Source organism: Novosphingobium sp. RL4, from assembly GCF_035658495.1.
GTDB lineage: Bacteria > Pseudomonadota > Alphaproteobacteria > Sphingomonadales > Sphingomonadaceae > Novosphingobium.
The window spans coordinates 241,362-264,318 of record NZ_CP141944.1; the positions used below are offsets into that span (position 1 = coordinate 241,362).

A 22,957-nucleotide genomic window follows, 5' to 3' on the forward strand; every position below is an offset into this window, starting at 1 on the left:
CGATGATCGCCCTCACCCATAAAGCCCCGAAGGGCGCCGCGCTCATCGCGTTCCTCCTTGCCGTGCTCCTTCCCGGACCGGCTTCCGCGCAGGCAAGCATGGCAGCGCCCGCAGAAGGACGGGGAGAGCGCGTGGCCACCGCCCTCGCCGCTGCGCAGGACGCCCAGGGCCGGGCGGACCAAAATGCGCTTTCCGATGCCCTGCGCATCATCGACAGGTCCGGTGCCCGCCCGCTCGAAGACTGGAACGGGCCGGACCCTGTCCCAGCGTGGCGCGCGCTCCTTACCGATCGGGCGGCGGTTCCACTGCGCGGCAGCCCGCTCGGTCCGGGCTATCGCTCCGGCCAGGTTCGACCCGGCAAGAGCGAAAGCTTCCAGCAGGTCTTCCTTTCCGGCCGCAAGGCCAGCATCGCCCTTTCCTCTCCGGGCGGCGCACCGCTGAGCCTGCGGGTCGTCGATGCCGATCGCAAACAGGTCTGCGTGTCCGAAACCGCAAGGCAGGCCTGCCGGTGGGTTCCGATCTTCACGCAGCGATATGTGATCGAAGTGCGCAACAGCGGCGAAAGCCAGGCCAGCTACTTCCTCGTCGTGGACTGATCGTCCCGGCGGCAATGCTCCGTCCACCTGCAGGGTGGGACATTTTCGCCTGATGACGAGCGGCAGGATTGGGGTTAGACGGCTGTTCGTGGGCACTCTTCGGCATTTCTTCCGGGCTTCTCCCGGCTTGGCAGCGCTGCTGCTGGCGGCTGCGCTGTGCCTGAAGGTCTTCGTACCGGCCGGCTACATGCCCTCCTCCCAGGGCGGCGCGCTGGTGGTGGAATTGTGCTCCGGCTCCGCTCCGGCAGGCTCGAAGGTTGTCATCCAGATCGAGCGCAAGGCCGGAAGCGGCGGACACGACGACGCCGGCAAGACGATGGACCATCCCTGCGCCTTCTCGTCGCATTCGGCCGCCGCGCTCGGCGGGCCGATAGCCTTGCTGCTGGTCGCGGCGCTGCTCCACGTTTTCGTGGCCGCCATCCTGCGCGATCCGCTGGTGCTGCGCGCTGCCGCCCCCCGAATTCGCCCACCCTTGCGAGGGCCGCCCGCGCTCGCCTGATCCCGTTGCCATGCCGCAAGCCCTTGTGCCCGCGGCATTTCATGCAGGTGCCGCCCGCTTTCCCGGGGACACCTCGCACATGGACGCGCTTGCCGCCGCAAGGCAGCGCTTCCCGATCAGGTGAATATCCACGATGTCCCGATTCCTGCTCGCGCTCGGCGCGGCTCCGCTTGCCTTCTGTTCTGTCCCCGCATTGGCGGGAGAAGCCGCCGGGGAAGCCCCCGGAGATTCCATCCTCGTCGTCGGCCAGCGCAATGTACCGATCAGCCTCGACGCGCGCGGCCTCTCGGTCAGCCTTGGCGACGAACAGTTCGCGGGCGTCAACGCCCAGAACGTCGAAGACCTGATGAAATATGCCCCCGACTTTTTCGTTCGCAAACGCTACGCGGGCGATTCCAACGGCGTTCCCGGCTTTCGCGGCACCCATTCGACCCAAAGCGCCCGCACATTGGTGATGGTGGACGGTTTCACGGTGTCCAACTTCCTCGGTAATTCGTTCGCCTATTCGCCCAAGTGGGGTGTTGTCGGCCCGGGCGAAGTGAGCCAGTTCGACGTGGTCTACGGCCCCTATTCCGCCCGCTATGCCGGCAATTCGATGGGCGGCGTGGTGAACATCACCACCCGCGCGCCTGAACGGACCGAGGCTTTCGCAACGGTTCAGGGCCTCAGCCAGGCTTACGACCAATATGGCACCCACGAGACCTACCGAGGCTATTCCGCCGAAGCCGGCATGGGGTTCCGGCAGGAAAACGGGCCGTGGTCCGTGCGGCTCTCGGGCCGCCACTTCCGCAACGACGGCCACCCGCAGATGTTCTACGGGCTCACGCCATCGGTGCCGACCGGCGGCACGCCCGTCACCGGCGCGATCGTCGACCCCGGCCAGCACATGGCGAACGCACCCGGCACGGCCAGCAACCCCATTTTCGCGGCGCAAAGCCCGGCGGCGATCACGCAGGACCAGGCCAAACTGCGGCTGGGCTATGACGGCACGTCCGGCGCCACCAGCGAACTGCTGCTCGCCTACTGGCACAATCTGGACAGCCAGACCGCACCGGACTGCTATCTGCAAGACAGTTCGGGCCATGCCGTCTGCGACGGTCTCGTCTCCATCGACGGGAAGACCTACACCGCCAGCGGCGCCAACCGGTCCCGCACCATCCGCGACGAACTGTTGGCGGGGCTCAGGTTTTCCATCCCGCTGTCCGATGCGGTGACGGTGCAGGCGAGCGCCTCTACCTACCAGATCCTGCGCTCCGACGCATTTACGTCCAAGGGCTATGCAGCGGGCGAGGCGAACGGTGCCGGCACGCTCGCGCGTCAGGGGCCAACCGACTGGTACACCGGCGAGGCCGCGCTGACAGCAAGGCTCGGCGAACTGGAACTGGCTGGCGGCGGCAGCGCCAACCTCTACCGCACCGACCTTGCGACTTACACGCTGACCAACTGGCGCAGCGATGCCGGGGGCACTTTCGCCAGCCGGACCTTCGGCAAGACCCGCAACCTCGCCGCATGGGCCGAATTGCGCATGCCGGTTGACGCGGTGACGCTGACCTTGGGAGCCCGCTTCGAGGACTGGCGCGCTTTCGATGGCGGGCTTGGCCGGATCGGCACCAGCGGCCAGCCGGTCACCAACCGCTATGCCAGCCGCCATGCCCGGGGCTTTCAGCCCAAGGCCTCGGCCGAATGGGCCATCGACGCCGCTACCCGCCTGCAACTGAGCCTCGCCAGGGCCACGCGTTTTCCCACCGTGGGCGAACTGTTCCAGGGCAGCCTCGATGGTAACGGCAATTTCGACGGCAACAGCTTCGACCCGAATCTGAAGCCCGAACGCTCGACCGATGCCAACCTCCTGCTTGCCCACGATTTCGGCAAAGTGAAGCTCACCGGATCGGCGTTCTGGCAAAAGGTCAGGAACACGATCTTCTCGTTCACCGGGTTCAACCAGAACGGGGTGACGACCTCCAGCTTCAAGAACATCGACCTGACGCGCCAGTATGGCTTCGAACTGATCGCCGAAGCCCGCGATGTGCTGCTGCCGGGGCTGGACCTCGATGCGAACGCGGCATGGATCGATTCCGTCACCCTGCGGAACGACAGCGCCCCCGCCGCCGAAGGCGTGCAGTTCCCGCGCATCCCCCGCTGGCGGCTCAATGGCAACGTACGGTACCGGGTGATCCCGCCGGTCATGATCGCGATCGGCGTGCGCTATGCCAGCCGCCCCAACACCGACCTGTTCGGCCTCCAGCGAGGGGACACTTACGGCTACACCTCCGAACTCTTCGCCCTTGATGCGAAAGTGAACTGGGACGTGACCGAGCAGCTTCGGCTGAGCGCTGGCGTGGACAACATCACCAATGACCGGGCCTGGGTCTACCATCCCTATCCCCAGCGCAGCTTCCTCGTCGAAGCGGGGTGGAAGCTGTGACCGAGGTTCTCCCGGCGCCGCGCAGGGAGCGGTGGTATCGCGCGGTCTGGCGCTGGCATTTCTACGCAGGGCTGCTCTGCGTGCCGCTGGTGCTGTGGCTATCGGTGACGGGCGGGATCTATTTGTTCAAGCCGCAGATCGAAGGGCTGCTCTACGCCCCCTATCGCGATGTCGCCAACCCGGCCGGGCCGCGCCTCGTCCCCGAAGCCATTGCCGCCAGCGCCGTCTCGGCGGTGCCCGGTTCGATCCTGCACAAGTACGTCCTGCCGAAAGCGCCCGGAGATGCGGTGGAAGTGCTGGTCGGCCGGAACGGGGAGGACGTGCGGGTATGGGTCCATCCCCGGACCGGCGAGGTGCTGCACCGGGCCGCCGAAGAAAGCCGCTTCATGCGCGTGGTGTTCCGCCTCCACGGCGAGCTTCTGGCGGGCGACCGGGGATCGGCCCTTGTCGAGACCGCAGCCTGCTGGACGATCGTCATGCTGCTGACCGGCCTGTTCCTGTGGTGGCCGCGCCAGAGCGGGGGACGGCTGGCCGGTGTGCTCTATCCTCGCCTGCGCCGCGGCCGCGCGCTGTTCTGGCGGGATATCCACGCCGTCACCGGCCTGTGGATCACCATTGGCGCGCTGTTCCTCATCGCCTCCGGCCTGCCCTGGGCCAACGCCTGGGGAGATTACTTCCGGCAGGTCCGGGCGATTACCGGTACGCTTGACGGCAAGCAGGACTGGTCGGCCGGTTCCGGCGCGGAAACCCGCGAGCGCGTTCGGGCGGATGCCGGGATGCGGGCGATGATGTCCGAACACGCCGAACACGGGGGCATGTCCATGATGCACATGGCCCCCGCCCCCGCAGCGCTCGATGCGGTGGTCTGGCGCGCGGAGACGCTCCGCTTCGCGGCACCGGTGGAGGTCAGCCCGCCCACCGCTCCCGGCATGCCCTGGCAAGTGCGCAGCCAGGCCGAGAACCGTCCCCGGCGCGACAGCGCGGAAGTGGCCGAAAGCGGCAGGCTGATCGGCATTCAGCGCTTTGCGGACCGCCACTGGATCGACCGCACGGTGGGATACGGGGTCGCGATTCACGAGGGCGCCTGGTGGGGGCTCGCCAATCAGCTTGCCAACCTCGCGGTGCTGATCGGCCTCATGATGCTCTGCATTTCTAGCATCGTGCTGTGGTGGCGTCGCCGTCCCGGCGGGATGCTGGGCGCCCCCGCAAGCTTCGCGCCTCTGCGGCACAGTTGGGCGCTGGTCTTGCTGGTGGTGGTGCTGGCGCTGGTGATGCCGCTGTTCGGGCTCTCGCTGGCGCTGGCGGTTGTGGTGGAAGGGAGTTTCAAGCGGCTTCTTCCGCCCCTTGCCTCGTGGATGGGCTGGCGGAAGGCCTGAAACGAGGAAACGGCGGCGTTCATCCGAACGCCGCCGTCATGCCTCCGGTCAGTCGAGAACCGTCTGCTCATCGGCGGGGTCGGTATGGAATTCGTGCCACACGCCGTTGATGATGCCGAAGCCGACAGCGAGGCCGACGCCGAGAATCCATGAGAAGTACCACATCGTCGTTTCCTCAGTAGAAATCGGGATTGAGGCCGACTTCGCGCTCGGTCACCCGGCCGAACATGACCTTGTAGGCCCAGGCCGTGTAGGCCAGCACGATCGGCAGGAGGATCAGCGTCACCAGCAGCATGATGAACAGCGTCGTATGGCTGGACGATGCGTTCCACACCAGCAGGCTGGAGCGCGGATCGATCGAACTGGGCAGGATGAAGGGGAACATCGAGAGGCCGACAGAGGCGATGATGCCCAGGTTCGCCATCGATGACCCCGCGAAGACCACCGTGTCCTTGCGCCCACGAATGCCGATCAGCGCAACCAGCGGGCCGGCCAGCCCAAGAAGCGGGGCCAGCACCATCCACGGATGCGCGCCGTAGTTGGCAAGCCATGCCCCGGCCGCATGAGCCGCCTGCGCCATGCGCGGGTTCGAGGGGCCGAGCGGATCGACGGTACCGACGATCCGGTAGCCGATGTCGCCCATCGCAAGCCATACGCCGCCCGCTGCATAAAGCACGAAGGCCACGAGCGCGGCGACCTGGCCGTAACGCAGCGCCCGGTCGCGGACCGGACCGTCCTCCAGCTTGAGCGTCAACCAGCCCGCACCATGCAGGACCAGCATCGCCACGGAGACAAGGCCGCCCAGCAGGGCGAAGGGGCTGAACAGGCCGAGCAGGCTGCCTTCGTAGAAGCTGCGCATGTCGCTATCGAGCCGGAAGGGCACGCCCTGCAGGACATTGCCGACCGCCACGCCGAACACCAGCGCGGGAACGAAACCGCCGACGAAGAGCGCCCAGTCCCAGCGCGAACGCCAGGCCGGATCGGCCTTCTTCGAACGGTACTTGAAGCCCACCGGACGCAGGATGAAGGCCGAAAGCACGAGGAACATCGCAATGTAGAAGCCCGAGAAACTTACGGCATACACGTAAGGCCAGGCCGCAAAGATCGCGCCGCCGCCGAGGATGAACCACACCTGGTTGCCTTCCCAGGTGGGGCCGATGGCGTTGATCACCATGCGGCGCTCTGCGTCGGTGCGGCCCACGAAGGGCAGGAGCGAAGCCGAGCCCAGGTCGAAGCCGTCGGTCAGGGCGAAACCGATGAGCAGGATGCCCATCAGCGCCCACCAGATCAGCCGCATCGTTTCATAGTCGAAAGGTATGGACATTCTCGCCTCCGTCTTACTCGGCCGGAATGGCAGTGAAAGTGCTGGCGGGGGCACGCTCGCGAACAGGCTCACCCTCGTAGGGCTCGTAAGGTTCGGGACCGTGGCGGATCGTCGACAGCATCAGCCTGACCTCGATCACCGCCATGATTCCGTAAAGCGCGGTGAAGCCGAAGATCGTCGCCCAGATCTGGGTCGTCGTCAGGCTCGATGCGCCGAGGAAGGTCGGCAGCACACCGTCCACCGCCCAGGGCTGGCGGCCCAGTTCGGCAACGAGCCAGCCCACTTCGATCGCGATCCACGGCAGCGGCATCGCGATCAGGGCCGTGCGCAGGAACCACTTGCGGTCGAACCGGCGGCGCACGGAAAACGCGAATGCGGTGGCGAAGAAGACGATGAAGAAGAAGCCCAGCCCCGCCATGATGCGGAACATGAAGAACAGCGCCGGTACGTTGGGCACGGTGCTCCATGCGGCCTTTTCGATCGTCGCGGCATCGGCCTTGCGCGGGTCGGCGACGAAGCGCTTGAGCAGCAGGGCATAGCCGAGGTCGTTCTTGTTACGCTCCCAGGCTTCGCGCGCGACCATGTCGTTGCGATCGACCTTGAGCTTCTCCACCGCGTCGTAAGCCAGGATACCGCTGCGGATACGCTGGTCGGCGCGTTCCACCAGCGGGATGATGCCGGTAACTTCACCCGAAAGACTGCGCGTTGCGATCAGGCCCAGAACATAGGGAATCTTGATCTCGTAGCGTGTCTCGTGGGCCGAGTTGGAAGGAATGCCGAACAGGGCCAGGCCGGCGGGGGCCTTGTCGGTCTCCCACATGGCTTCCATGGCCGCCAGCTTCATCTGCTGGTTGTCGGTCAGGGCATAGCCGCTCTCGTCACCCAGCACGACGACCGAGAGCGAGGAGGCGAGGCCGAACGCCGCAGCCACGGTGAAGCTGCGCTTGGCCAGCTCGATATGGCGCCCGCGCAGGAGGTAGTAGCAGGACACGCCCAGCACGAAGACGCTGGCGCAGACGTAGCCCGCGCTGACGGTGTGGACGAACTTGGCCTGCGCAACCGGGTTGAAGAGGACGTCCTTGAAGTTGGACACTTCCATGCGCATCGTCTCGGGATTGAACACGGCGCCCGTCGGGTGCTGCATCCAGCCGTTGGCGATGAGAATCCACAGCGCCGAGAGGTTAGAGCCGACGGCGACCATGATCGTCGTCAGCAGGTGGCCGCGCTTGGAAAGCCGGTCCCAGCCGAAGAACATCAGGCCTACGAAGGTCGCTTCCAGGAAGAAGGCCATGAGGCCCTCGATCGCCAGCGGCGCACCGAAGATGTCTCCCACGTAATGCGAGTAGTAGGCCCAGTTGGTGCCGAACTCGAATTCCATGGTGAGGCCGGTAGCCACGCCGAGCACGAAATTGATGCCGAAAAGCTTGCCCCAGAACCGGGTGACGTCCCGCCAGATGGGGCGATCGGTTATGACATATACACTTTCCGTAATTACGATAATGAAGGAAAGGCCCAATGTCAAGGGAACGAAGAGAAAGTGGTACAGCGCCGTCAAGGCGAACTGCAGCCGGGATAGTTCAACCACTGCCATGTCGATCATGTCGAATCCCGCCGTTTTAGCGGCCCAAGGCATTGAGAAATGGTTGCCTTGGGCAGGTTGGTTTCGTAGGGTCGCGTTAGGCTTGCATGTGAAAGCTGTCAAACTTTACTTACATGGTTTCTTTAATTTGATCTATGTCAAATTTGCCAGTTTCTGGCTTCTCGATATTGCCGGGGCAGCGCTCTTTTCGTGGGGCATTGCGAGTGGGGTAGGCCGTATCGCCGAAGGTAGCCCCGTGCTGCTTCCCGCCGCACTTATCCTGTGCGGGGTACTTCTGCGCGCGCTGGCCACTTGCGCGGTTGACCGCCAGGCCGTGTCCGCCGCCCAGACTTCGGGCGAGGAACGGCGTGCCGGACTGTGGCGAAAGCTCCTCGGTGGAAGGCTGGCCAGCCCTTTGTCCACCGGCGAAAGCGCCACGCTTGCGCTGGACCATAACACGGCGATCGAGAATCGCGATATCCGGTTCACGCCCATACGATTCAACGCCGTAATCGGACCCATGGTGGTGGCCGCGGTCGTTGCGCCGTTCAGTTGGGTGGCCGCCGCGATCATGCTGGCCACGCTGTTGCCGTTCACGCTGGGCATGATCCTTGCCGGCACCGCCTCGCGCCGCGCCGCCGAACGCCAGCTTGCCGCACTGGGCGCTCTCTCCGGTCTGTTCGTCGATCGCGTCGCGCACCTTCCGCTGATCCGCCACTTCGGCGCCGAGGCCCGCATCGGAAAGCAGGTGCGCGCCGCCACGGGTGACGTCGCCCGGCGCACCGTCACCGTCCTGCGCACCGCCTTCCTTTCGAACGCCGTGCTGGAATTCTTCTCGGCCCTCTCCATAGCGCTCGTCGCGGTATACTGCGGATTTTCGCTGCTGGGACTGCTGCCCTTCCCCGCCCCCGAAAAGCTCACGCTGGTGCCAGCCTTCTTCGTGCTGGCCATGGCGCCGGAATTCTACCTTCCGATGCGCCGCCTCGCCGCCGCCTATCACGAGAAGCAGCTTGGCGAAGCCGCGGAAAAGGCGCTGGACGCCCTCGCTGCCGAGCCGATCGAAGCGCCCGCATCGCCCCCCGCCGCCTTCGCGGGCCTCAGCGTGGAAGGACTCGCGCTCGCCTTTCCAGGCATCGCCGTGGGGCCGCTCGATTTCGCGATGGCCGAAAACGACCTGGTCGCCCTGACCGGCCCGACCGGCAGCGGCAAGACCAGCACGCTTGCCGCCATCGCCGGCCAACTGGCTCCGGCCGCCGGCCGCGTCGCGGGGGCGAACGGCAACCCGCTGAACGCCGACAGTATCGCCTGGGCCGCCCAGCGCCCCCTGCTGGTGACCGGCACACTCGGCCGCAATCTCGCCCTCGCCTCACCCGGAACAGGGGCGGAGGAAATCCTTGCCGTGGCTCACCGCGTCGGCCTTTCCACACTTCTGGAGCAACGGGGAGGACTGGACATGCCCGTCGATCATGCCGGATCAGGCCTATCCGGCGGAGAGCGGCGCCGTATCGGCCTTGCCCGCGCTATTCTCTCCGACCGCCCGCTGATCCTCTGCGACGAACCCACTGCCGACCTCGATCCCGTTTCGGCCGCCGCGATCGTCACCCTGTTGATCGAACTTTCACGGAGCCGCTGCGTGCTCGTCGCCACCCATGACACTCTCGTCACCAGCGCCGCCCGACGGGAGATCGCCTTGTGAGCACCTCTCATTCAAGCATCGATCGTCCCGGCACCGGCCTCCTCGCCACGGCCGGACTGGCCCGCAGGCGGCTGTTCCTAGCCAGCTTCTGTGCAGCCCTCGCCGCCATCTCCGCCATCGGATTGCTGGCAGTCTCAGGCTGGTTCCTGACTGCCGCAGCGCTCGCAGGGTCGGCTGGCGTGGCCACGGCCATGGCGTTCAACTACCTGATCCCCAGCGCCGCGATTCGCCTGCTGGCCATCGTGCGCACCTTGTCCCGCTACGGCGAGCGCCTCCTTTCCCACAAGGTCGCGCTGGAGGGCATGGCCGAATTGCGCGGCTCGCTGTTCGAAAAGCTTGCCGCACAGGACAGCCGCAAAACCCCCGATACGGCGCCGGGAGAGGCCAGCACCCGGCTGATCGACGATGTCGAGGCGCTGGAAGACCTGGTGATCCGCCAGCCCGCCCGCCACGCTGCACTTGTCGCTGCCGCCACCAGCCTTGCGCTGGTCGCCTTCACCGGGCTTGCGGCGACGATCTTCCTGGCCGCGATGATGGCCGCCCTTCCCGTCCTGTTCGCGCGTATATCCCGGCGGCTCACTCACCTGCCCGCCGAAGCCGCTGCCGCCGCGCTGGGCGACTTGCGCGAACGCTACGTGGAACTGGCGGCATCGCGGGCAGAGATCGCCGCCTATGGCCTTGCAGGGCAGGCTATCGCCGAGCTAGCGCCGCTCGCCCGCAGGCTCGATCTGGCGCGCGCGAAACTGTTTCGTGCCGAGGCGCTGCAGGGCGCCCTGCTTTCGATTTACGGAGCCCTTGGCGTGGCCGGAGTGCTGTTGCTGGCCAAAGCCTCGGCGCCGCTGGTGGCGCTTGCGATGCTGGCGACGACTTCCTCGGTCGAGGCCATGGGCGGCCTTTCGCGCAGCCTGCTTCGCCGCGCCTCGCTCGCGGCGGGCCTTCGCAGGATAGCGGCACTGAACGCGCTCGACCCTGCGCTGTGTCCCACAGCAGAATCGGTGCCGGTGTCACTGACGCTGGGCGGCCGTACTTTCGAGCCCGGCGCGCGAATCGCGATTACCGGGCCGTCCGGCTCGGGCAAGACCCGCGTTCTGCTCGCCCTTGCCGGCATGGGGATGCCCACCGTTTCGCTGCGGCTTGATGGGCAGGATATTGCAAGCTGCCCGCCCCCCCAACTGCGTGCGGCGTTTGCCCTTTCGCCTCAGGACGCACCGATGCTGATCGGCAGCGTGGCCGACAACTTGCGCATTGCCCGACCGGGCCTTGGCGAAGCGGAGATGTGGGAAGCCCTCGAAACCGCCCAGTTGAAAAAGCGTATCGCCCGCAGCGAGTGCGGGCTCGACACGCCCGTTTCGGAAGGCGGCGGCATTCTGTCCGGCGGCGAACGCAAGCGGCTGTCGCTGGCCCGTGCCCTCCTGGCCGGCCGCCCCTGGCTTCTGCTGGACGAACCCAGCGAAGGACTGGACGCGGCGACCGAACAGGCACTCGTCGGCAGCCTGCGCAACTGGCTGGACTGCACCGGAACCGGCCTCGTTCTCGTGTCGCACCGCAAGGCCCCGCTGGACCTGTGCGACGTGCATGTCGCGGTAGAAACGCTCGCCTGAAGGTTCAGCGAAAGACGCGGGCGAACCGTGCCGCGCCGCTGTCAGGCGCAAGCACGGGCGCGTCTTGCGGCGGGGGGACCTCGGCCTTGCCCCCCATAACCGCGAGCGCATGCCCTATGCCGCTCATGCGTTCAGGATCGACCTGATAGAATACCTGCTTGCCGCTACGCTGCGACAGCACCAGGTCGGCCTTTCGCAGGATCGAGAGTTGCTGCGACAGGCCGGGCTGGCCGATGCCGGTAGCATCCTCGATCTCTCCCACCGAAAGCTCCCTTTCGCAAATTGCGTGGAGAATCTGGAGGCGCACCGGGTGGGCGAGGGCGCGCAGGACTTCGGCCAGGGCGTCCAGTTCTTCGGAAACGGATGGATCGGCCATGTCAGCCCCCGTCGCTCAACGGCGCGTGAAACCAGCCGGCCGGATCTTCGGACGCGAACGCCGCCTCCGCCGTTTCGCCTGGAATTCGCAAGAGATCCGCGCCCGGCTGCCAATCGGCCGGTGCCAGCCCGGAGCCGCCACGCACGCGCTGCAGCGCCGTCAGAATGCGCAACATTTCCGGGATCGAGCGGCCCACTGTCAGCGGATAGCTGTTCATCGCCTGAATCACCCCGTCCGGGTCTATGAAATAGGTCATCCGCACGGTGCCGCTGTCATGGGCATTGCTCGAGACCATGCCGTAGCCACGGGCGATCTCCATCGTCGGATCCTCGATGATCGGGAAATCAATGGTGACGCCGGTAGTATCGCGAATCAGGCGAATCCACGCGAGATGCGAATAAAGGCTGTCGACCGACAGTCCCACCAGCCTGCAACCAAGCGCCCCGAACTCCGGAGCGGCGCGGGCGAGGGCCACGACTTCGCTGGTGCAGACCGGGGTGAAGTCAGCCGGATGGGAAAACAGGATCAGCCATTCCCCCCGGCAGCTATCGAGATCAAACGGCCCCTGCGTACTGCGCGCCACGAAGCGCGGCACCACGTCGCCGATTCGCAAAGGCTGCATTGCAACGTCCCAGCCTTCCACGATTTCCCCGCCCGATGTCATTGTCATCGGAAAACAATTACATGTTTATTTTCTACCGTAAAGCGTCACGGACAAAATCAGGCGTGAATCTGCAAGTCAGCCCGCCAAAAGCGGTCATTATCTATTCTGATGGATTATCGAAGAAGGAATTGTCGTAAGTGAAGTCCGTGCCGGGTCATGCGATTGCGAGGTGGTTTCATCTCCGTCACAGCGCCGTACACTTTCGGACAATATGATGCAGATGCGGCAAAAACCTGCGACATGTGGGGCTCAGGAAGGCGTCATCGACAGTCAGGACACGGACCGCACCGATGATTCGCCTCTTTCACGCCGTCGGCGCACTTGCCGCTTCTTCCTGCTTCCTCGCAGGCATCAGCGCCCCGTCGCCGAACGCAGCTGCAGACAGACCCGCCATGATCGGTTCCGAACATCCGGTGTTTCTCGGCCGCATGACGGTTTCGGCAACCGCACTGCCCGCGAAATAATACAGGTAAGAGGGAAAAGACGGCTTGGAGCGGGTAGCGGGAATCGAACCCGCATAGCCAGCTTGGAAGGCTGGAGCTTTACCACTAAGCTATACCCGCCCGTTCAGGGACCGTATCCAGCCGTCGTGGCAGCCGCTTGCCACGAGAGGGGCGCCGCCGTCAACGGCTCTCTTTCATATTGTGCCCAATAGATGAACTGGCGGCTTAGTGCCCCGGATAGTCGAGCAGGGCGTGAGGGACGATTCCCGCTTCGCGAAGGCGTTCTCCGCCGCCCAGGTCGGGCAGATCGATTGCGAACAGCGCATGATCGACCCTGGCCCCGACGCGGCGCAGCAATTCAGCAGCGGCCAGCGCGGTGCCGCCGGTGGCCAGCAGATCGTCAACCAGGACGACATGGCTTCCTTCGCCAACCGCTTCCGGATCGACTTCCAGCGTGTCCGTACCGTATTCCAGGGCATAGTCGATGGCGATCACCGGAACCGGCAGCTTGCCCGGCTTGCGGATCGAAATGAACCCCAGCCCCAGACGCGCCGCGATGGCCGCACCGAAAATGAAGCCTCGGGCTTCGACACCGGCGATTGCTTGCGCACCCGCCGCCTCGGCCTTTGCCGCCATCAGTTCGACCGCTGCCGCGAAGCCGGGCCCGTTGCCGACCAGCGTCGTGACGTCACGGAACAGGATGCCGGGCTTGGGAAAGTCCGACACGGTGCGCACCAGCGCCTTGATCTCGTCGATGGTCATGGTCGCCGTCCTTAGGGGCTGGAGCCTGTAAACGAAAGGGCCCCCGCCATGGGAATGGCGGAGGCCCTTCGGTCAGGTCAGGATCGGAAAGCTCAGTGCTTCTTGCCGGCCCAGATGTTGCGGTAGGACATATAGCCCAGGATCGTGGCAAAAAGCAGGAATCCGAGGACCGGCCAGCCGGTCTGCTTGCGCTTTTCCAGCTTGGGCTCGGCAGTCCAGATCAGGAAGGCGGCAACGTCCTTCGACATCTGGTCCACGGTCGCCTTGGTGCCGTCTCCGTAAGTCACCTGGCCCTCACCGGTCAGCGGCGGCGGCATCGCGAGGTTGAGGTTCGCGAAGTACGGGTTGTAATGCAGACCTTCAGGAGTCTTGGAATCCGGGAACTTCTTCAGGAGTTCCGCGGGCTGGTCCTGATACCCGGTCAGTAGCGAGTAGACGTAGGCGGGGCCTTCGTGACGCGCCTTGGTGATCAGCGACAGGTCCGGCGGAGTACCCTGGCCACCATACATGACCGGCGGGAAGTAGTCGGTCGCCATGCCTTCGCGGGTTTCCACTTCGCCGGTCGCGTTGTTGTAGACCGGAACCTGGAACCCCTTGGCGATCGCCTTCACTTCGGCGTCGTTATAGCCAAGCGCGGCAAGGTCACGGAAGGCGACGTGGCGGATCGCGTGACAGGCGGCGCAGACTTCCTTGTAGACCTGGAAACCGCGCTGAAGCTGCTGGCGATCGAACTTGCCGAAGGCGCCATCACTGGCGAAGCTGACTTCCTTGGGCGTGAGATGGAACTCGTGCTCGGCGGTTGCCGCAGGCGGTTCGGTTATCTGTTGATAGGCGCCCTTGCCGAAGGACCATGCCAGGGCCACCGTGAAGAACAGCCCGACGAGGATCGAGAGAATGCGTGCCATGTCTTTCGTCTTTCGTTCCAGCTGTGGTCAGGCGGCTGCCGTCGGCGCGGGCTGCGCCGGGGTCAGCTTGGCGGCTTCATCCTCGCCGAGAACGGACTCGGTGATGGAAAACGGCAGCGGATCCGGCTTCTCGATGGCCGAGACGATCGGGATCACGATCAGGAAGTGCGCGAAGTAATAGAGCGCCGCGATCTGGCTCAGCATCACGTAGGGCTCTGCCGCCGGTGCACCGCCGCAGTAGAACAGTACCGCCATCGCCGGGATCAGGCCGAAGAAGAAGAACTTGCGGTAAAGCGGACGGTACGAACCCGAGCGGACCGGCGAACGGTCCAGCCAGGGCAGGAAGAACCACACGAGGATTGCGCCGAACATTGCCAGCACGCCCATGAGCTTGGCCGGAATGAAGAAGAAGTCCTGCGTGAAGGCGCGCAGGATCGCGTAGAACGGCCAGAAGTACCATTCAGGCACGATGTGCGCGGGGGTGCTCATCGGGTTGGCCGGGATGTAGTTGTCCGGGTGGCCGAGCGCATTCGGGAAGAAGAACAGCGCGGTGCAGAACAGGATCGCGAAGACGCCGATCGCCCAGCCGTCCTTGGCGACGTAGTAGGGATAGAACGGAACGGTGTCGCTCTCGCTCTTCACTTCGACGCCGGTGGGGTTCGACGAACCCGGGATATGCAGCGCCCAGATGTGCAGGATCACCACGCCCACGATGACGAAGGGCAGCAGATAGTGCAGCGAGAAGAAGCGGTTGAGCGCGGCGTTATCCGGTGCGAAACCGCCGAGCAGCCACTGCTGGAGCGGTTCGCCCACGAAGGGAATCGCGCCGAACAGGCCGGTAATGACCTTGGCCCCCCAGAAGCTCATCTGACCCCAGGGCAACACGTAGCCCATGAAGGCGGTGGCCATCATCAGCAGGAAGATCACCACGCCAAGCAGCCACACCATTTCACGCGGGGCCTTGTACGAACCGTAGAAAAAGCCGCGGAAGATGTGGATGTAGATGACGACAAAGAACGCCGAGGCGCCGTTGGCGTGCGCATAGCGCATCATCCAGCCCCAGTTCACGTCGCGCACGGTCTGCTCGACCGTATCGAACGCGACTTGCGTGTTGGCTGCATAGTGCATGGCCATCACGATGCCGGTGACGATCTGCAGGCCGAGGCAGAGCGCGGCGAGGAAACCGAAGTTCCAGAAATAGTTCAGGTTGCGCGGAACCGGATAGCCGCCACCGACCGAATTGTAGACGAGGCGCGGCAGGGGCAGCCTTTCGTCCATCCACTTCATGAAGGGATTGGTCGGGGTATATTCCTTGGCCCAGGGAAAGCTCATGTTCTTGATCCTCTCTCTTGGCCTCAACCGATCTTTACGACCGTGTCAGTGGTGAACGCGTAGTCCGGAACCTCGAGGTTCTTGGGCGCCGGGCCCTTACGGATACGGGCGGCAGTATCGTAGGAAGAGCCGTGGCAGGGGCAGAAGTATCCGCCGAATTCGCCTTTCGGCTCGCCTTCTCCGGCACCGAGCGGAACGCAGCCAAGGTGCGTGCAGACGCCCATGGTGATCAGCCAGTTTTCCTTGCCTTCCTTGGTGCGCTCCTCAAGCGTCTGCGGATCGCGCAGGGAGGAGACGTCCACCTTGTTGGCTTCCGAAATCTCATGCGGCGTCAGGTTGCGCACGAAGACCGGCTGCTTGCGGAAGATCGCCTTGATGGCCTGTCCGGGCTGGATCGAGGAAATGTCGATCTCGGTGGAAGAAGCCGCGAGAACATCCGCCGATGCGGACATCTGGCTGACCAGCGGGACGACGATACCCACGCCGGCGACACCCGCCGCGCTTACCGCGGCGATATTGATGAAATCGCGCCGCCGCACGCCATCTGCTTCTGCCATGTTTGCCCTTGCCTTGTTTTTCGACAACCCACCCCCGGAAATCCGGAAAGCAAGCCCAGATCCTGACCAATTCTATTTTAGCCTGGTATCCCCCGTGACGGTTTAATGATCCGGGAGCGACCCGAAACGAATACCGACTTTGCGGACCTGATATACACGGAAGCCAGCCCTGCCAACCGCCTTTTTGGACGCAAGGGGGCCAGCGACCGCCAACAAATTCAAGGCATAACCGTTCGGCGGTCATCCCGGATGGGTCGGTTCAGCCCAGCCCTATCACCGAAATCTGGCGCCCGTAGGCCGCCTCGCCGCGGTGCGTGGCGCGGCGATAGGAATAGAAACGCCGGGGCGCCGAATAAGTATCAAGGCCAAGACGCTCCACACCGCCGATTCCCGCCGATTCCAGGCGGGAGGCGACATAGAGTTCGAGATCGAACTGCCAGTGCCCATCCCGCCCCGCGGAGAAGAAACGGGAGTTGTCCACCCCCTTGCCGAGGAAGCCGTTCCGGAAGGCATCGTCCACTTCATAGGATGCCTGGGAAATGCACGGGCCGACCGCCGCGACGATGCGCGAACGCTGAGCCCCGAGCGATATCATCTGAGCGATGGTGCTGTCCGTAACCCCGCCGATCGCGCCTTTCCATCCTGCATGCGCCGCGCCGATGACGCCCGCCTCCCGATCTGCAAGCAGGACCGGCGCGCAATCCGCCGTAACGACGCCGATCAGCACGCCCGCCTGACGGGTGACAAGTGCATCGGCATGAGGGCGTTGCTCGTCGCTCCACCCGTCAGCCCCCAGAATTACGCAGTCGGGCGAATGAACCTGATACACCGATAGCAACGACGCCCCCGGCAGAACTGCGGCAGCGGCGCGGCGGCGGTTCTCGGCGACGGCTTCGGGCTCGTCGCCCGAACCCAGGCCGACGTTCAGGCCTTCGACCTCGCCGGTGCTCACACCGCCCCGGCGGCCGAGGAAGCCGTGCGGCAATCCTTCGAGCAGGCCCGCCCGGTTGACTTCGACCGCCTCCCCCACGTCAGCCAAGGCTCTTGCTCACCTGCTCGCGCACGTCGCGCGAAAGGTTCGGCTCCGCGGCGATCTTTTCCAGTTCGGCGCGCATCATCGCGGCGCGGACAGGCTCGATCCGCCGCCAGCGGCCGAGTTGCGGCACGAAGCGCGCTGTCGTCTGCGGATTGATCGGGTCCAGCTTGCGGATCACTTCGCCGATCATCCTGTATCCGGCGCCGCTCGCATCGTGGAACGCCTTGGGGTTGACCGCCGCCGTCATGAAGAGCGCCCGGACCCGGTTGGGGTTGTTCATCGTGAAGTCGGGATGCCGCGACAGTGCCTCGACATGCTCGAGCACCTGTGGGTGGAACGAGCCCGCCTGAAGCGCAAACCACTTGTCGATCACGAGCGCGTTGCCTTCGTACCGGCGCAGGAAGTCCGCCAGCGCTTCCTCGCGCTCGGGGCCGTCGATATTGCAAAGCACGGTCAGCGCCGACTGGCGGTCAGTCATGTTGTCGGCCGCCCGGTACTGCGCGATGGCACGGCGGGCCCCTTCGGCCGCATCGCCCGAAGCGATCAGGACCAGCGCCTGTCCCTTGGTCTTTCGCGCTCCGCGCGCATGCGCCTCGCGAGAGTAAGATACGGCGGAAACGCGGTCATGCAGCGCCCGCAATTCACCGGTGAGTTCGGCGCCGAGCCAGGACTTGAGCGCCTCGCGTTCCTCGTGAATCGCAGCCGGATCTGCCACCAGCACCTGTTCGGCGAGATAGGCGACGCCGGGAAGTACCATCAGCTCGCCGCGCATCAGGTCATCGAGCGCCTCGTCGGCCAGAATCGAGGCAAAGGCCTGCCCGATCGCCTCGCGCCCCTCGGCGCGCGCCGCATCCGAAAGACCGCCGCCGACAGCCGCGACCAGGTGCTGGACCACGAGGCTCTGCATCGCCTCGTACCGGGCGAAGGGATCGTCATCGTGAGCCGCCAGGAACACCAGATCCTCGTTACTCCGCTCGATCTCGATGGCAACGGGGGCCGAGAAGCCGCGATTGATGGAAACCACCGGCGGGCGGGTGAAACCCTCGAACGAAAAGCTGGCGCTGTCCTTGTCGAGCACGATCAGTCGCTCGCCCGAGTGCGTGCCGCTGTCACGGTCATAAAGGGCGATACGCAGCGGAATCGGCACGGCCTGCTTTTCGGGCTGGCCCGGCGTTGCCGGAACGGTCTGGGTCAGCGTGAGGGTTGCCGTTTCCGCCTCGTGCGACAGTTCGGCGGCGACCTGCGGCGTGCCGGCCTGGGAATACCACAGACGGAACTGCGCAAGGTTCAGCCCGGTACCGTCCTCGATTGCCTTGACGAAGTCCTCGCAGGTTGCCGCCTCGCCGTCATGGCGGCCAAAGTAGAGATCGGTGCCCTCACGGAACTTGTCGGTGCCCGCCATGGTCCGCATCATGCGGATCACCTCGGCGCCCTTGTTGTAGACGGTGGCGGTGTAGAAGTTGCTGATTTCCTGATAGGAATCAGGCCGGATAGGGTGTGCCAGCGGCCCCGAATCCTCGGGGAACTGGGCAGCGCGCAGAACCCGCACGTCCTCGATCCGCTTGACCGCCTCGCTGCCCATGTCGGCGCTGAACAACTGATCGCGAAGGACGGTGAAGCCTTCCTTGAGCGAAAGCTGGAACCAGTCCCGGCAGGTCACGCGGTTGCCCGACCAGTTGTGGAAATACTCGTGCCCGATCACGCTCTCGATGCCGTCATAGTCGGCATCGGTCGCGGTTTCCGGCTCCGCCAGGACATAGCGCGTGTTGAAGACGTTGAGGCCCTTGTTCTCCATCGCGCCCATGTTGAAGTCGGAAACGGCAACGACGTTGAACAGGTCCAGATCGTATTCCCGCCCGAAGACCTCCTCATCCCACTTCATCGAGCGGATCAGCGAATCCATCGCGTGATCGGTGCGCTGTTCGTCACCGGGACGGACCCAGATGTTGAGTTCGACCTTGCGGCCGGAGCGGGTCGTGAAATCGGCATGATTGGCCACGAGATCACCCGCGACCAGCGCGAAAAGGTAGCTCGGCTTGGGCCAGGGATCGTGCCATTCCGCCCAGTGCGTACCGTCCTCTCCCTCACCCGTGGCGATGCAGTTGCCATTGGCGAGCAGGATCGGGAACTGCGCCTTGTCGCCCGCCATGCGGACCGAATAGGTGGAGAGCACGTCCGGACGATCGGGGAAGAACGTGATGCGACGGAAACCCTCGGCCTCGCACTGGGTGCAAAGCATTCCGTTGGAGGCGTAGAGCCCCATGAGCTGGCTATTCGCCGCCGGATTCACCGCAGTCTCGACCGCGACTTCGTGTGCCTCCCCGGGCAGTTCGACGAGAAGATCCGGACCGTCGAGGCGCCAGTCGTTCACGGCTTCGCCATCGACGTGGACAGAGAGCGGGGCGATCTGGTCGCCGTTCAGGCGCAGGGTCGACGTGCCGTTCCCTTCCGGGTTGCGGCGGACCGAGAGCCTGGCCAGAACCCGCGTTCCATCGATACCGAGCTGGAAATCGAGGGCGATCTGCGGCACCAGCCACGCCGGCGGCAGATAGTCCTCGCGATGAATGACCGGCGGCGCCTGAGGCGCGGGAGCGGCATCGGCGATCTGCACGTTGGCATCGGGCGAGGAGGGGGTGCTGGCAATGTCCATGCCGCTAAATTAGAGCCTTGCGCTTCGAATGCCAGTCATGGCGCACGAATTCACCGCCGAAACGAGAGGAATGCCTCATGACGCCCCGGATGCCGAAGCGCCTGTTCATTTTCGGGCTGGGCTATACCGCGCGGGTGATCGCAAGCCGCCTCTCCGCACAGGGTTGGGAAGTGATCTCCACCGGCCGCGAAGGAACGCTTTCGTTCGAGGATGCAGGCAATGTCCGTCTCGCGCTGGCCGACGCCGATCATGTGCTTTCCTCCGTTCCGCCCGGCAGCGAGGGACGCGGTGAACCACTCGATCCGGTGCTGGAGCGTTACGGCGATGCAATGAAGGGCAAGGCGCTGTCCTATCTCTCGTCCACCGGGGTCTACGGCGATGCGGGCGGCGCGTGGGTGGACGAAAGCGCGCCCGTGGGCACAGGTCGGCGGACGGCGCGGGCCGAGGCGGACGGCGAATGGCTGTCCCTCGGCGCGCGTGTCTATCGCCTGCCGGGAATATACGGCCCAGGCCGCTCGGTGCTGGATCGTGTGCGCAACGGACGCGCGCACCGCATCGACCTGCCGGGGCAAGTGTTCAGCCGCGTCCACGTCGAGGACATCGCCTCCGGCGTTATCGCCGGGCTGGAGCGGTCGCCGGGTGCCTACAATCTCGCGGATGACCTGCCTTGCAGCCAGAATACGCTGGTCGAGGAAGCCTGCCGCCTGCTGGGCCTTCCGCTGCCGCCGCTGCAGTCGGTGGAGGAGGCGCAGCTCTCCGCCATGGCGCGGGGCTTCTATGCGGAAAACCGCCGCGTGGCGAACGGCAAGGCAAAGCGCGTGCTCGGCTGGACCCCGCGCTTCCCGACTTATCGCGAGGGGCTGCGCGCCCTCAGCGCCACCACCAGCCCCACCGTCGCCAGAACCGCCCCCGAGATCGCCAGCGGCGACCAGCGATAGCCCTCGAACAAGGTCGAGATGAACATGGCAATGATGATGACCGCGACACCGTTATAGGCCGCCTTGCCCGCCCCAAGCTGGCGGATCAGGGTGTAATAGAGGGGGAAGGTCACCACCGAGCCCAGGATCGCCAGATAGGCGGTGCCCAGCCAGTAGGCGGGCTCCGTTGGGATCACCGGCGGTCCGGCAAGGACGTATGCCACCACGAGATCGCAGATCGTGCCATAGAGCATTGCCCATGCCAGCAGGCTTGCCATGGGCAATGCCTTGCCAGTCTCGTTGGCCTGGATCACGTTCGAGACCGAGGCGCACATCATCGCGATCGATGCAAAGACGGTACCCAGCAGGACCTTGCCGCCGAGCGGCGCCTCGTGCGCCTCATGAAGGAGCAACAGCGCCAGTCCGCCGATGGCGATCAGGCTGCCGATGGCGAAACGCCATGTGACGGGCTGCTTCAGCAGCACCCTTGCGAGAATCGCATTGGGCACCAGAAGCAGTCCGATCATCACCGCGACGATCCCGGACGTAAGATGCATCTCGGCCCGGTAGACGAAGTTGTAATTGCCGCAGAATTGCGCCGCGCCCACCGCGAATGCGAGGATCTGTCCGGCCTTGCCCAGCTTCAGGCCCTTCCTCGTCACCACGGCGACGAGGAACATCGCCGGTGTCGCCAGGACGAAACGCCAGGCGACGGACCAGCTTGCCGGCACCTCGCCGATCTGGCCGGTGATGACGAACCACGTCGATCCCCATATGAGCGCCACCAGCAGGAACGGCAGCGCGATCGCGGGCTTCATGAATTCCGGTGCCGCCTCGGTGCCCTCGGTCACAGCGCGGCAATCGCGCGGGCAAGGGCGGAAACGTGTTCCTCCTGCGAATCCCACGCCGTCACCAGCCGGGCGGCATCGTCGCCCCAATCGTAGAACTCGAACCCTTGTCCGCGTAGCGCTTTCCGTTCGGCGGGGGTGGAAACCAGGAATACCTCGTTCGCCTCTACCGCGTGCAGCAGGCGGTCCTTCGCCGCTGCGGCGATCTCGGCTGCCGCCCGGTTTGCCGCGCGCGCATTGTCCAGCCAGAGATCGTCCTCCAGCATCGCGAGAATCTGCGCCGCCAGATAGCGCCCCTTCGATTGCAAATGCCCCGCACGCTTGCGGCGGAAGCGCACCTTTTCCGCCAGAGCCGGGTCGAAGAACACGATGGCCTCGGCGCTCATCCCGCCGTTCTTGACCATGCCGAAGCTCAACGCATCGACATTGCCGGCCGCCTGCGCCGCGTTCCCGCCCAGAAACGCGGCCGCATTGCCGAAACGCGCGCCGTCCATATGCAACCCGAGCCCCCGGGCTTTCGCGAAATCCGAAAGCGCCGCCAGTTCTTCAGGCCGGTAGACCCGGCCATATTCGCTCGCCTGCGTGATCGAGATCGCATGAGGCTGCACCTGATGCACGCCGTCACGAATCGGATCGATGACTTTCGCGGCAGCTTCCGGCGTGATCTTCGCACCTTCCCCGTCCGCCAGCAGCAGCTTTGCACCGTGCAGGAAAAAGCCCGGAGCGCCGCCCTCGTCCATCTCGATATGCGCTTCGCGGTGGCAGATCACCGCGCCATGCGGCTCCACCATCGCCGAAAGCGCGAGGCAATTCGCCGATGTCCCCGTGGCCACCCAGAGAGCGGCGCATTCGCGTCCGAACAGCGCGGAAAAACGCTCATCCAGCGCGCGGCTCAAGCCATCGCCGTCGTAAGGCGAATCCGGCGCATCGGCAGCCTTCATGGCATCCCATATCTTCGGGTGGACCCGCGCGGCGTTGTCGGAAAGGAACTTCATGGCCATATGCCCTGTAAGCGGACGCAAGCGCCGTCAAGCACCCCTCTTCAGGAGATATGCCCGTGGTAGGCGTGACGATCACCAAGCACGAGACCCCGACCGGCGGCGAATACAAGGCCCACATCGCCGACAGCGACATCACCGGCCACCTGACATGGCAGACCCGGGACGGCATTCATTATGCCGACCACACCCTGGTCCCCTCCGAAATCGGCAATCGCGGCGTGGCGGCGCGGCTCGTCGAGGCGATGGTGGCGGACGCGCGGGAGAATCAGTTCAAGATCGCGCCCTTGTGCAGCTACGTCGTGGCGGCATTTCGGCGCCATCCCGAGTGGGAAGACGTAAAGGCCTGATGCGCCGGCCCGGCGGAGAGAGG

The 22,957-nt window shown here is 65.1% G+C and carries 21 protein-coding genes and 1 tRNA gene; 8 read left to right on the top strand and 14 right to left on the bottom strand.

Annotated features, from left to right (window positions below):
- Positions 1-2 precede the first annotated feature (2 nt).
- From U9J33_RS01175 to U9J33_RS01190, 4 genes are all read left to right on the top strand, one after another.
- The gene (locus U9J33_RS01175; protein WP_324697328.1) at positions 3-596 is read left to right on the top strand and encodes a hypothetical protein; all 594 of its coding nucleotides are present in this window, start codon (positions 3-5) and stop codon (positions 594-596) included.
- Between the two features lie 127 nt (positions 597-723).
- Complete coding sequence (locus tag U9J33_RS01180; RefSeq protein WP_324697331.1) at positions 724-1,095, top strand: DUF2946 family protein; 372 nt, start codon at positions 724-726, stop codon at positions 1,093-1,095.
- A 133-nt stretch (positions 1,096-1,228) separates the two neighbouring features.
- Positions 1,229-3,520, top strand: a complete 2,292-nt coding sequence (locus U9J33_RS01185; protein ID WP_324697333.1) for a TonB-dependent receptor — start codon at positions 1,229-1,231, stop codon at positions 3,518-3,520.
- Positions 3,517-4,896 (top strand): PepSY domain-containing protein, encoded by a 1,380-nt coding sequence (locus tag U9J33_RS01190; RefSeq protein WP_324697335.1) that lies wholly within the window; start codon positions 3,517-3,519, stop codon positions 4,894-4,896. Before U9J33_RS01185 ends, U9J33_RS01190 begins: the two co-directional genes overlap by 4 nt.
- A 48-nt stretch (positions 4,897-4,944) precedes the next feature.
- Here U9J33_RS01190 and cydX read toward each other — a convergent pair whose 3' ends face one another.
- From cydX to U9J33_RS01205, 3 genes are read right to left on the bottom strand one after another with little or no spacing between them, the layout of a single operon-like run.
- Complete coding sequence (gene cydX, locus U9J33_RS01195) at positions 4,945-5,061, bottom strand: cytochrome bd-I oxidase subunit CydX (RefSeq protein ID WP_082370625.1); 117 nt, start codon at positions 5,059-5,061, stop codon at positions 4,945-4,947.
- A 10-nt stretch (positions 5,062-5,071) separates the two neighbouring features.
- Positions 5,072-6,220 carry a cytochrome d ubiquinol oxidase subunit II gene (gene cydB, locus U9J33_RS01200; protein ID WP_324697339.1) on the bottom strand — a complete coding sequence of 383 codons (1,149 nt, stop codon included), beginning with the start codon at positions 6,218-6,220 and terminating at the stop codon, positions 5,072-5,074.
- A 13-nt stretch (positions 6,221-6,233) separates the two neighbouring features.
- Positions 6,234-7,817: a cytochrome ubiquinol oxidase subunit I gene (locus tag U9J33_RS01205; protein ID WP_324699091.1), complete on the bottom strand. Its 1,584-nt coding sequence runs from the start codon at positions 7,815-7,817 to the stop codon at positions 6,234-6,236.
- Positions 7,818-7,947: 130 nt separating this feature from the next.
- Here U9J33_RS01205 and U9J33_RS01210 point away from each other — a divergent pair, with 130 nt between their 5' ends.
- Together U9J33_RS01210 and U9J33_RS01215 are read left to right on the top strand one after the other, a co-directional pair.
- A complete protein-coding gene (locus U9J33_RS01210) occupies positions 7,948-9,495 on the top strand; it encodes an ABC transporter ATP-binding protein/permease (RefSeq protein WP_292635385.1) in 1,548 nt (515 codons plus the stop codon).
- Entirely contained in the window at positions 9,492-11,096 is a 1,605-nt protein-coding gene (locus U9J33_RS01215) for an amino acid ABC transporter ATP-binding/permease protein (RefSeq protein ID WP_324697341.1), read from the top strand. The genes U9J33_RS01210 and U9J33_RS01215 overlap by 4 nt, the downstream gene beginning before the upstream one ends.
- 4 nt (positions 11,097-11,100) lie before the next feature.
- Here U9J33_RS01215 and U9J33_RS01220 read toward each other — a convergent pair whose 3' ends face one another.
- The 9 genes from U9J33_RS01220 to pepN all read right to left on the bottom strand — a co-directional run bounded on the left by U9J33_RS01220 (position 11,101) and on the right by pepN (position 19,821).
- Positions 11,101-11,472 (bottom strand): ArsR/SmtB family transcription factor, encoded by a 372-nt coding sequence (locus tag U9J33_RS01220; protein ID WP_185998390.1) that lies wholly within the window; start codon positions 11,470-11,472, stop codon positions 11,101-11,103.
- A 1-nt stretch (position 11,473) separates the two neighbouring features.
- Positions 11,474-12,115, bottom strand: a complete 642-nt coding sequence (locus tag U9J33_RS01225; RefSeq protein ID WP_420719854.1) for a peroxiredoxin — start codon at positions 12,113-12,115, stop codon at positions 11,474-11,476.
- A 510-nt stretch (positions 12,116-12,625) separates the two neighbouring features.
- A tRNA-Gly gene (locus U9J33_RS01230) sits at positions 12,626-12,699 on the bottom strand.
- A 105-nt stretch (positions 12,700-12,804) separates the two neighbouring features.
- The gene (locus U9J33_RS01235; protein ID WP_324697343.1) at positions 12,805-13,341 is read right to left on the bottom strand and encodes an adenine phosphoribosyltransferase; all 537 of its coding nucleotides are present in this window, start codon (positions 13,339-13,341) and stop codon (positions 12,805-12,807) included.
- A gap of 92 nt (positions 13,342-13,433) precedes the next feature.
- On the bottom strand, positions 13,434-14,246 hold the full coding sequence (locus U9J33_RS01240) for a cytochrome c1 (protein ID WP_054442151.1): 813 nt from the start codon (positions 14,244-14,246) through the stop codon (positions 13,434-13,436).
- Between the two features lie 27 nt (positions 14,247-14,273).
- Entirely contained in the window at positions 14,274-15,578 is a 1,305-nt protein-coding gene (locus U9J33_RS01245; protein WP_132468644.1) for a cytochrome b, read from the bottom strand.
- A 23-nt stretch (positions 15,579-15,601) separates the two neighbouring features.
- Positions 15,602-16,135 carry a ubiquinol-cytochrome c reductase iron-sulfur subunit gene (petA, locus tag U9J33_RS01250; protein ID WP_054442150.1) on the bottom strand — a complete coding sequence of 178 codons (534 nt, stop codon included), beginning with the start codon at positions 16,133-16,135 and terminating at the stop codon, positions 15,602-15,604.
- Between the two features lie 259 nt (positions 16,136-16,394).
- On the bottom strand, positions 16,395-17,165 hold the full coding sequence (gene pgeF, locus U9J33_RS01255; protein ID WP_324699093.1) for a peptidoglycan editing factor PgeF: 771 nt from the start codon (positions 17,163-17,165) through the stop codon (positions 16,395-16,397).
- 1 nt (position 17,166) lies between these two features.
- Positions 17,167-19,821: an aminopeptidase N gene (pepN, locus tag U9J33_RS01260; protein ID WP_324697346.1), complete on the bottom strand. Its 2,655-nt coding sequence runs from the start codon at positions 19,819-19,821 to the stop codon at positions 17,167-17,169.
- A gap of 89 nt (positions 19,822-19,910) precedes the next feature.
- Here pepN and U9J33_RS01265 point away from each other — a divergent pair, with 89 nt between their 5' ends.
- A complete protein-coding gene (locus tag U9J33_RS01265) occupies positions 19,911-20,759 on the top strand; it encodes an SDR family NAD(P)-dependent oxidoreductase (RefSeq protein ID WP_185998912.1) in 849 nt (282 codons plus the stop codon).
- Here U9J33_RS01265 and U9J33_RS01270 read toward each other — a convergent pair.
- Positions 20,669-21,589, bottom strand: a complete 921-nt coding sequence (locus tag U9J33_RS01270) for a DMT family transporter (protein ID WP_324697348.1) — start codon at positions 21,587-21,589, stop codon at positions 20,669-20,671. The genes U9J33_RS01265 and U9J33_RS01270 overlap by 91 nt on opposite strands.
- Positions 21,586-22,581 carry a threonine aldolase family protein gene (locus U9J33_RS01275; protein ID WP_324697350.1) on the bottom strand — a complete coding sequence of 332 codons (996 nt, stop codon included), beginning with the start codon at positions 22,579-22,581 and terminating at the stop codon, positions 21,586-21,588. The genes U9J33_RS01270 and U9J33_RS01275 overlap by 4 nt, the downstream gene beginning before the upstream one ends.
- A 56-nt stretch (positions 22,582-22,637) precedes the next feature.
- Here U9J33_RS01275 and U9J33_RS01280 point away from each other — a divergent pair, with 56 nt between their 5' ends.
- Positions 22,638-22,934 (top strand): GNAT family N-acetyltransferase, encoded by a 297-nt coding sequence (locus U9J33_RS01280; RefSeq protein WP_420719855.1) that lies wholly within the window; start codon positions 22,638-22,640, stop codon positions 22,932-22,934.
- Positions 22,935-22,957 lie beyond the last annotated feature (23 nt).

Excerpts from the sequence above, each read along its gene's own strand:
- U9J33_RS01175 (WP_324697328.1), top strand. The coding sequence starts at position 3 with ATGATCGCCCTCACCCATAAAGCCCCGAAGGGCGCCGCGCTCATCGCG.
- U9J33_RS01185 (WP_324697333.1), top strand. The coding sequence starts at position 1,229 with ATGTCCCGATTCCTGCTCGCGCTCGGCGCGGCTCCGCTTGCCTTCTGT.
- cydX (WP_082370625.1), bottom strand. The coding sequence starts at position 5,061 with ATGTGGTACTTCTCATGGATTCTCGGCGTCGGCCTCGCTGTCGGCTTC.
- cydB (WP_324697339.1), bottom strand. The coding sequence starts at position 6,220 with ATGTCCATACCTTTCGACTATGAAACGATGCGGCTGATCTGGTGGGCG.
- U9J33_RS01220 (WP_185998390.1), bottom strand. The coding sequence starts at position 11,472 with ATGGCCGATCCATCCGTTTCCGAAGAACTGGACGCCCTGGCCGAAGTC.
- U9J33_RS01235 (WP_324697343.1), bottom strand. The coding sequence starts at position 13,341 with ATGACCATCGACGAGATCAAGGCGCTGGTGCGCACCGTGTCGGACTTT.
- U9J33_RS01240 (WP_054442151.1), bottom strand. The coding sequence starts at position 14,246 with ATGGCACGCATTCTCTCGATCCTCGTCGGGCTGTTCTTCACGGTGGCC.
- U9J33_RS01245 (WP_132468644.1), bottom strand. The coding sequence starts at position 15,578 with ATGAGCTTTCCCTGGGCCAAGGAATATACCCCGACCAATCCCTTCATG.
- petA (WP_054442150.1), bottom strand. The coding sequence starts at position 16,135 with ATGGCAGAAGCAGATGGCGTGCGGCGGCGCGATTTCATCAATATCGCC.
- pepN (WP_324697346.1), bottom strand. The coding sequence starts at position 19,821 with ATGGACATTGCCAGCACCCCCTCCTCGCCCGATGCCAACGTGCAGATC.
- U9J33_RS01265 (WP_185998912.1), top strand. The coding sequence starts at position 19,911 with ATGCCGAAGCGCCTGTTCATTTTCGGGCTGGGCTATACCGCGCGGGTG.
- U9J33_RS01275 (WP_324697350.1), bottom strand. The coding sequence starts at position 22,581 with ATGAAGTTCCTTTCCGACAACGCCGCGCGGGTCCACCCGAAGATATGG.
- U9J33_RS01280 (WP_420719855.1), top strand. The coding sequence starts at position 22,638 with ATGCCCGTGGTAGGCGTGACGATCACCAAGCACGAGACCCCGACCGGC.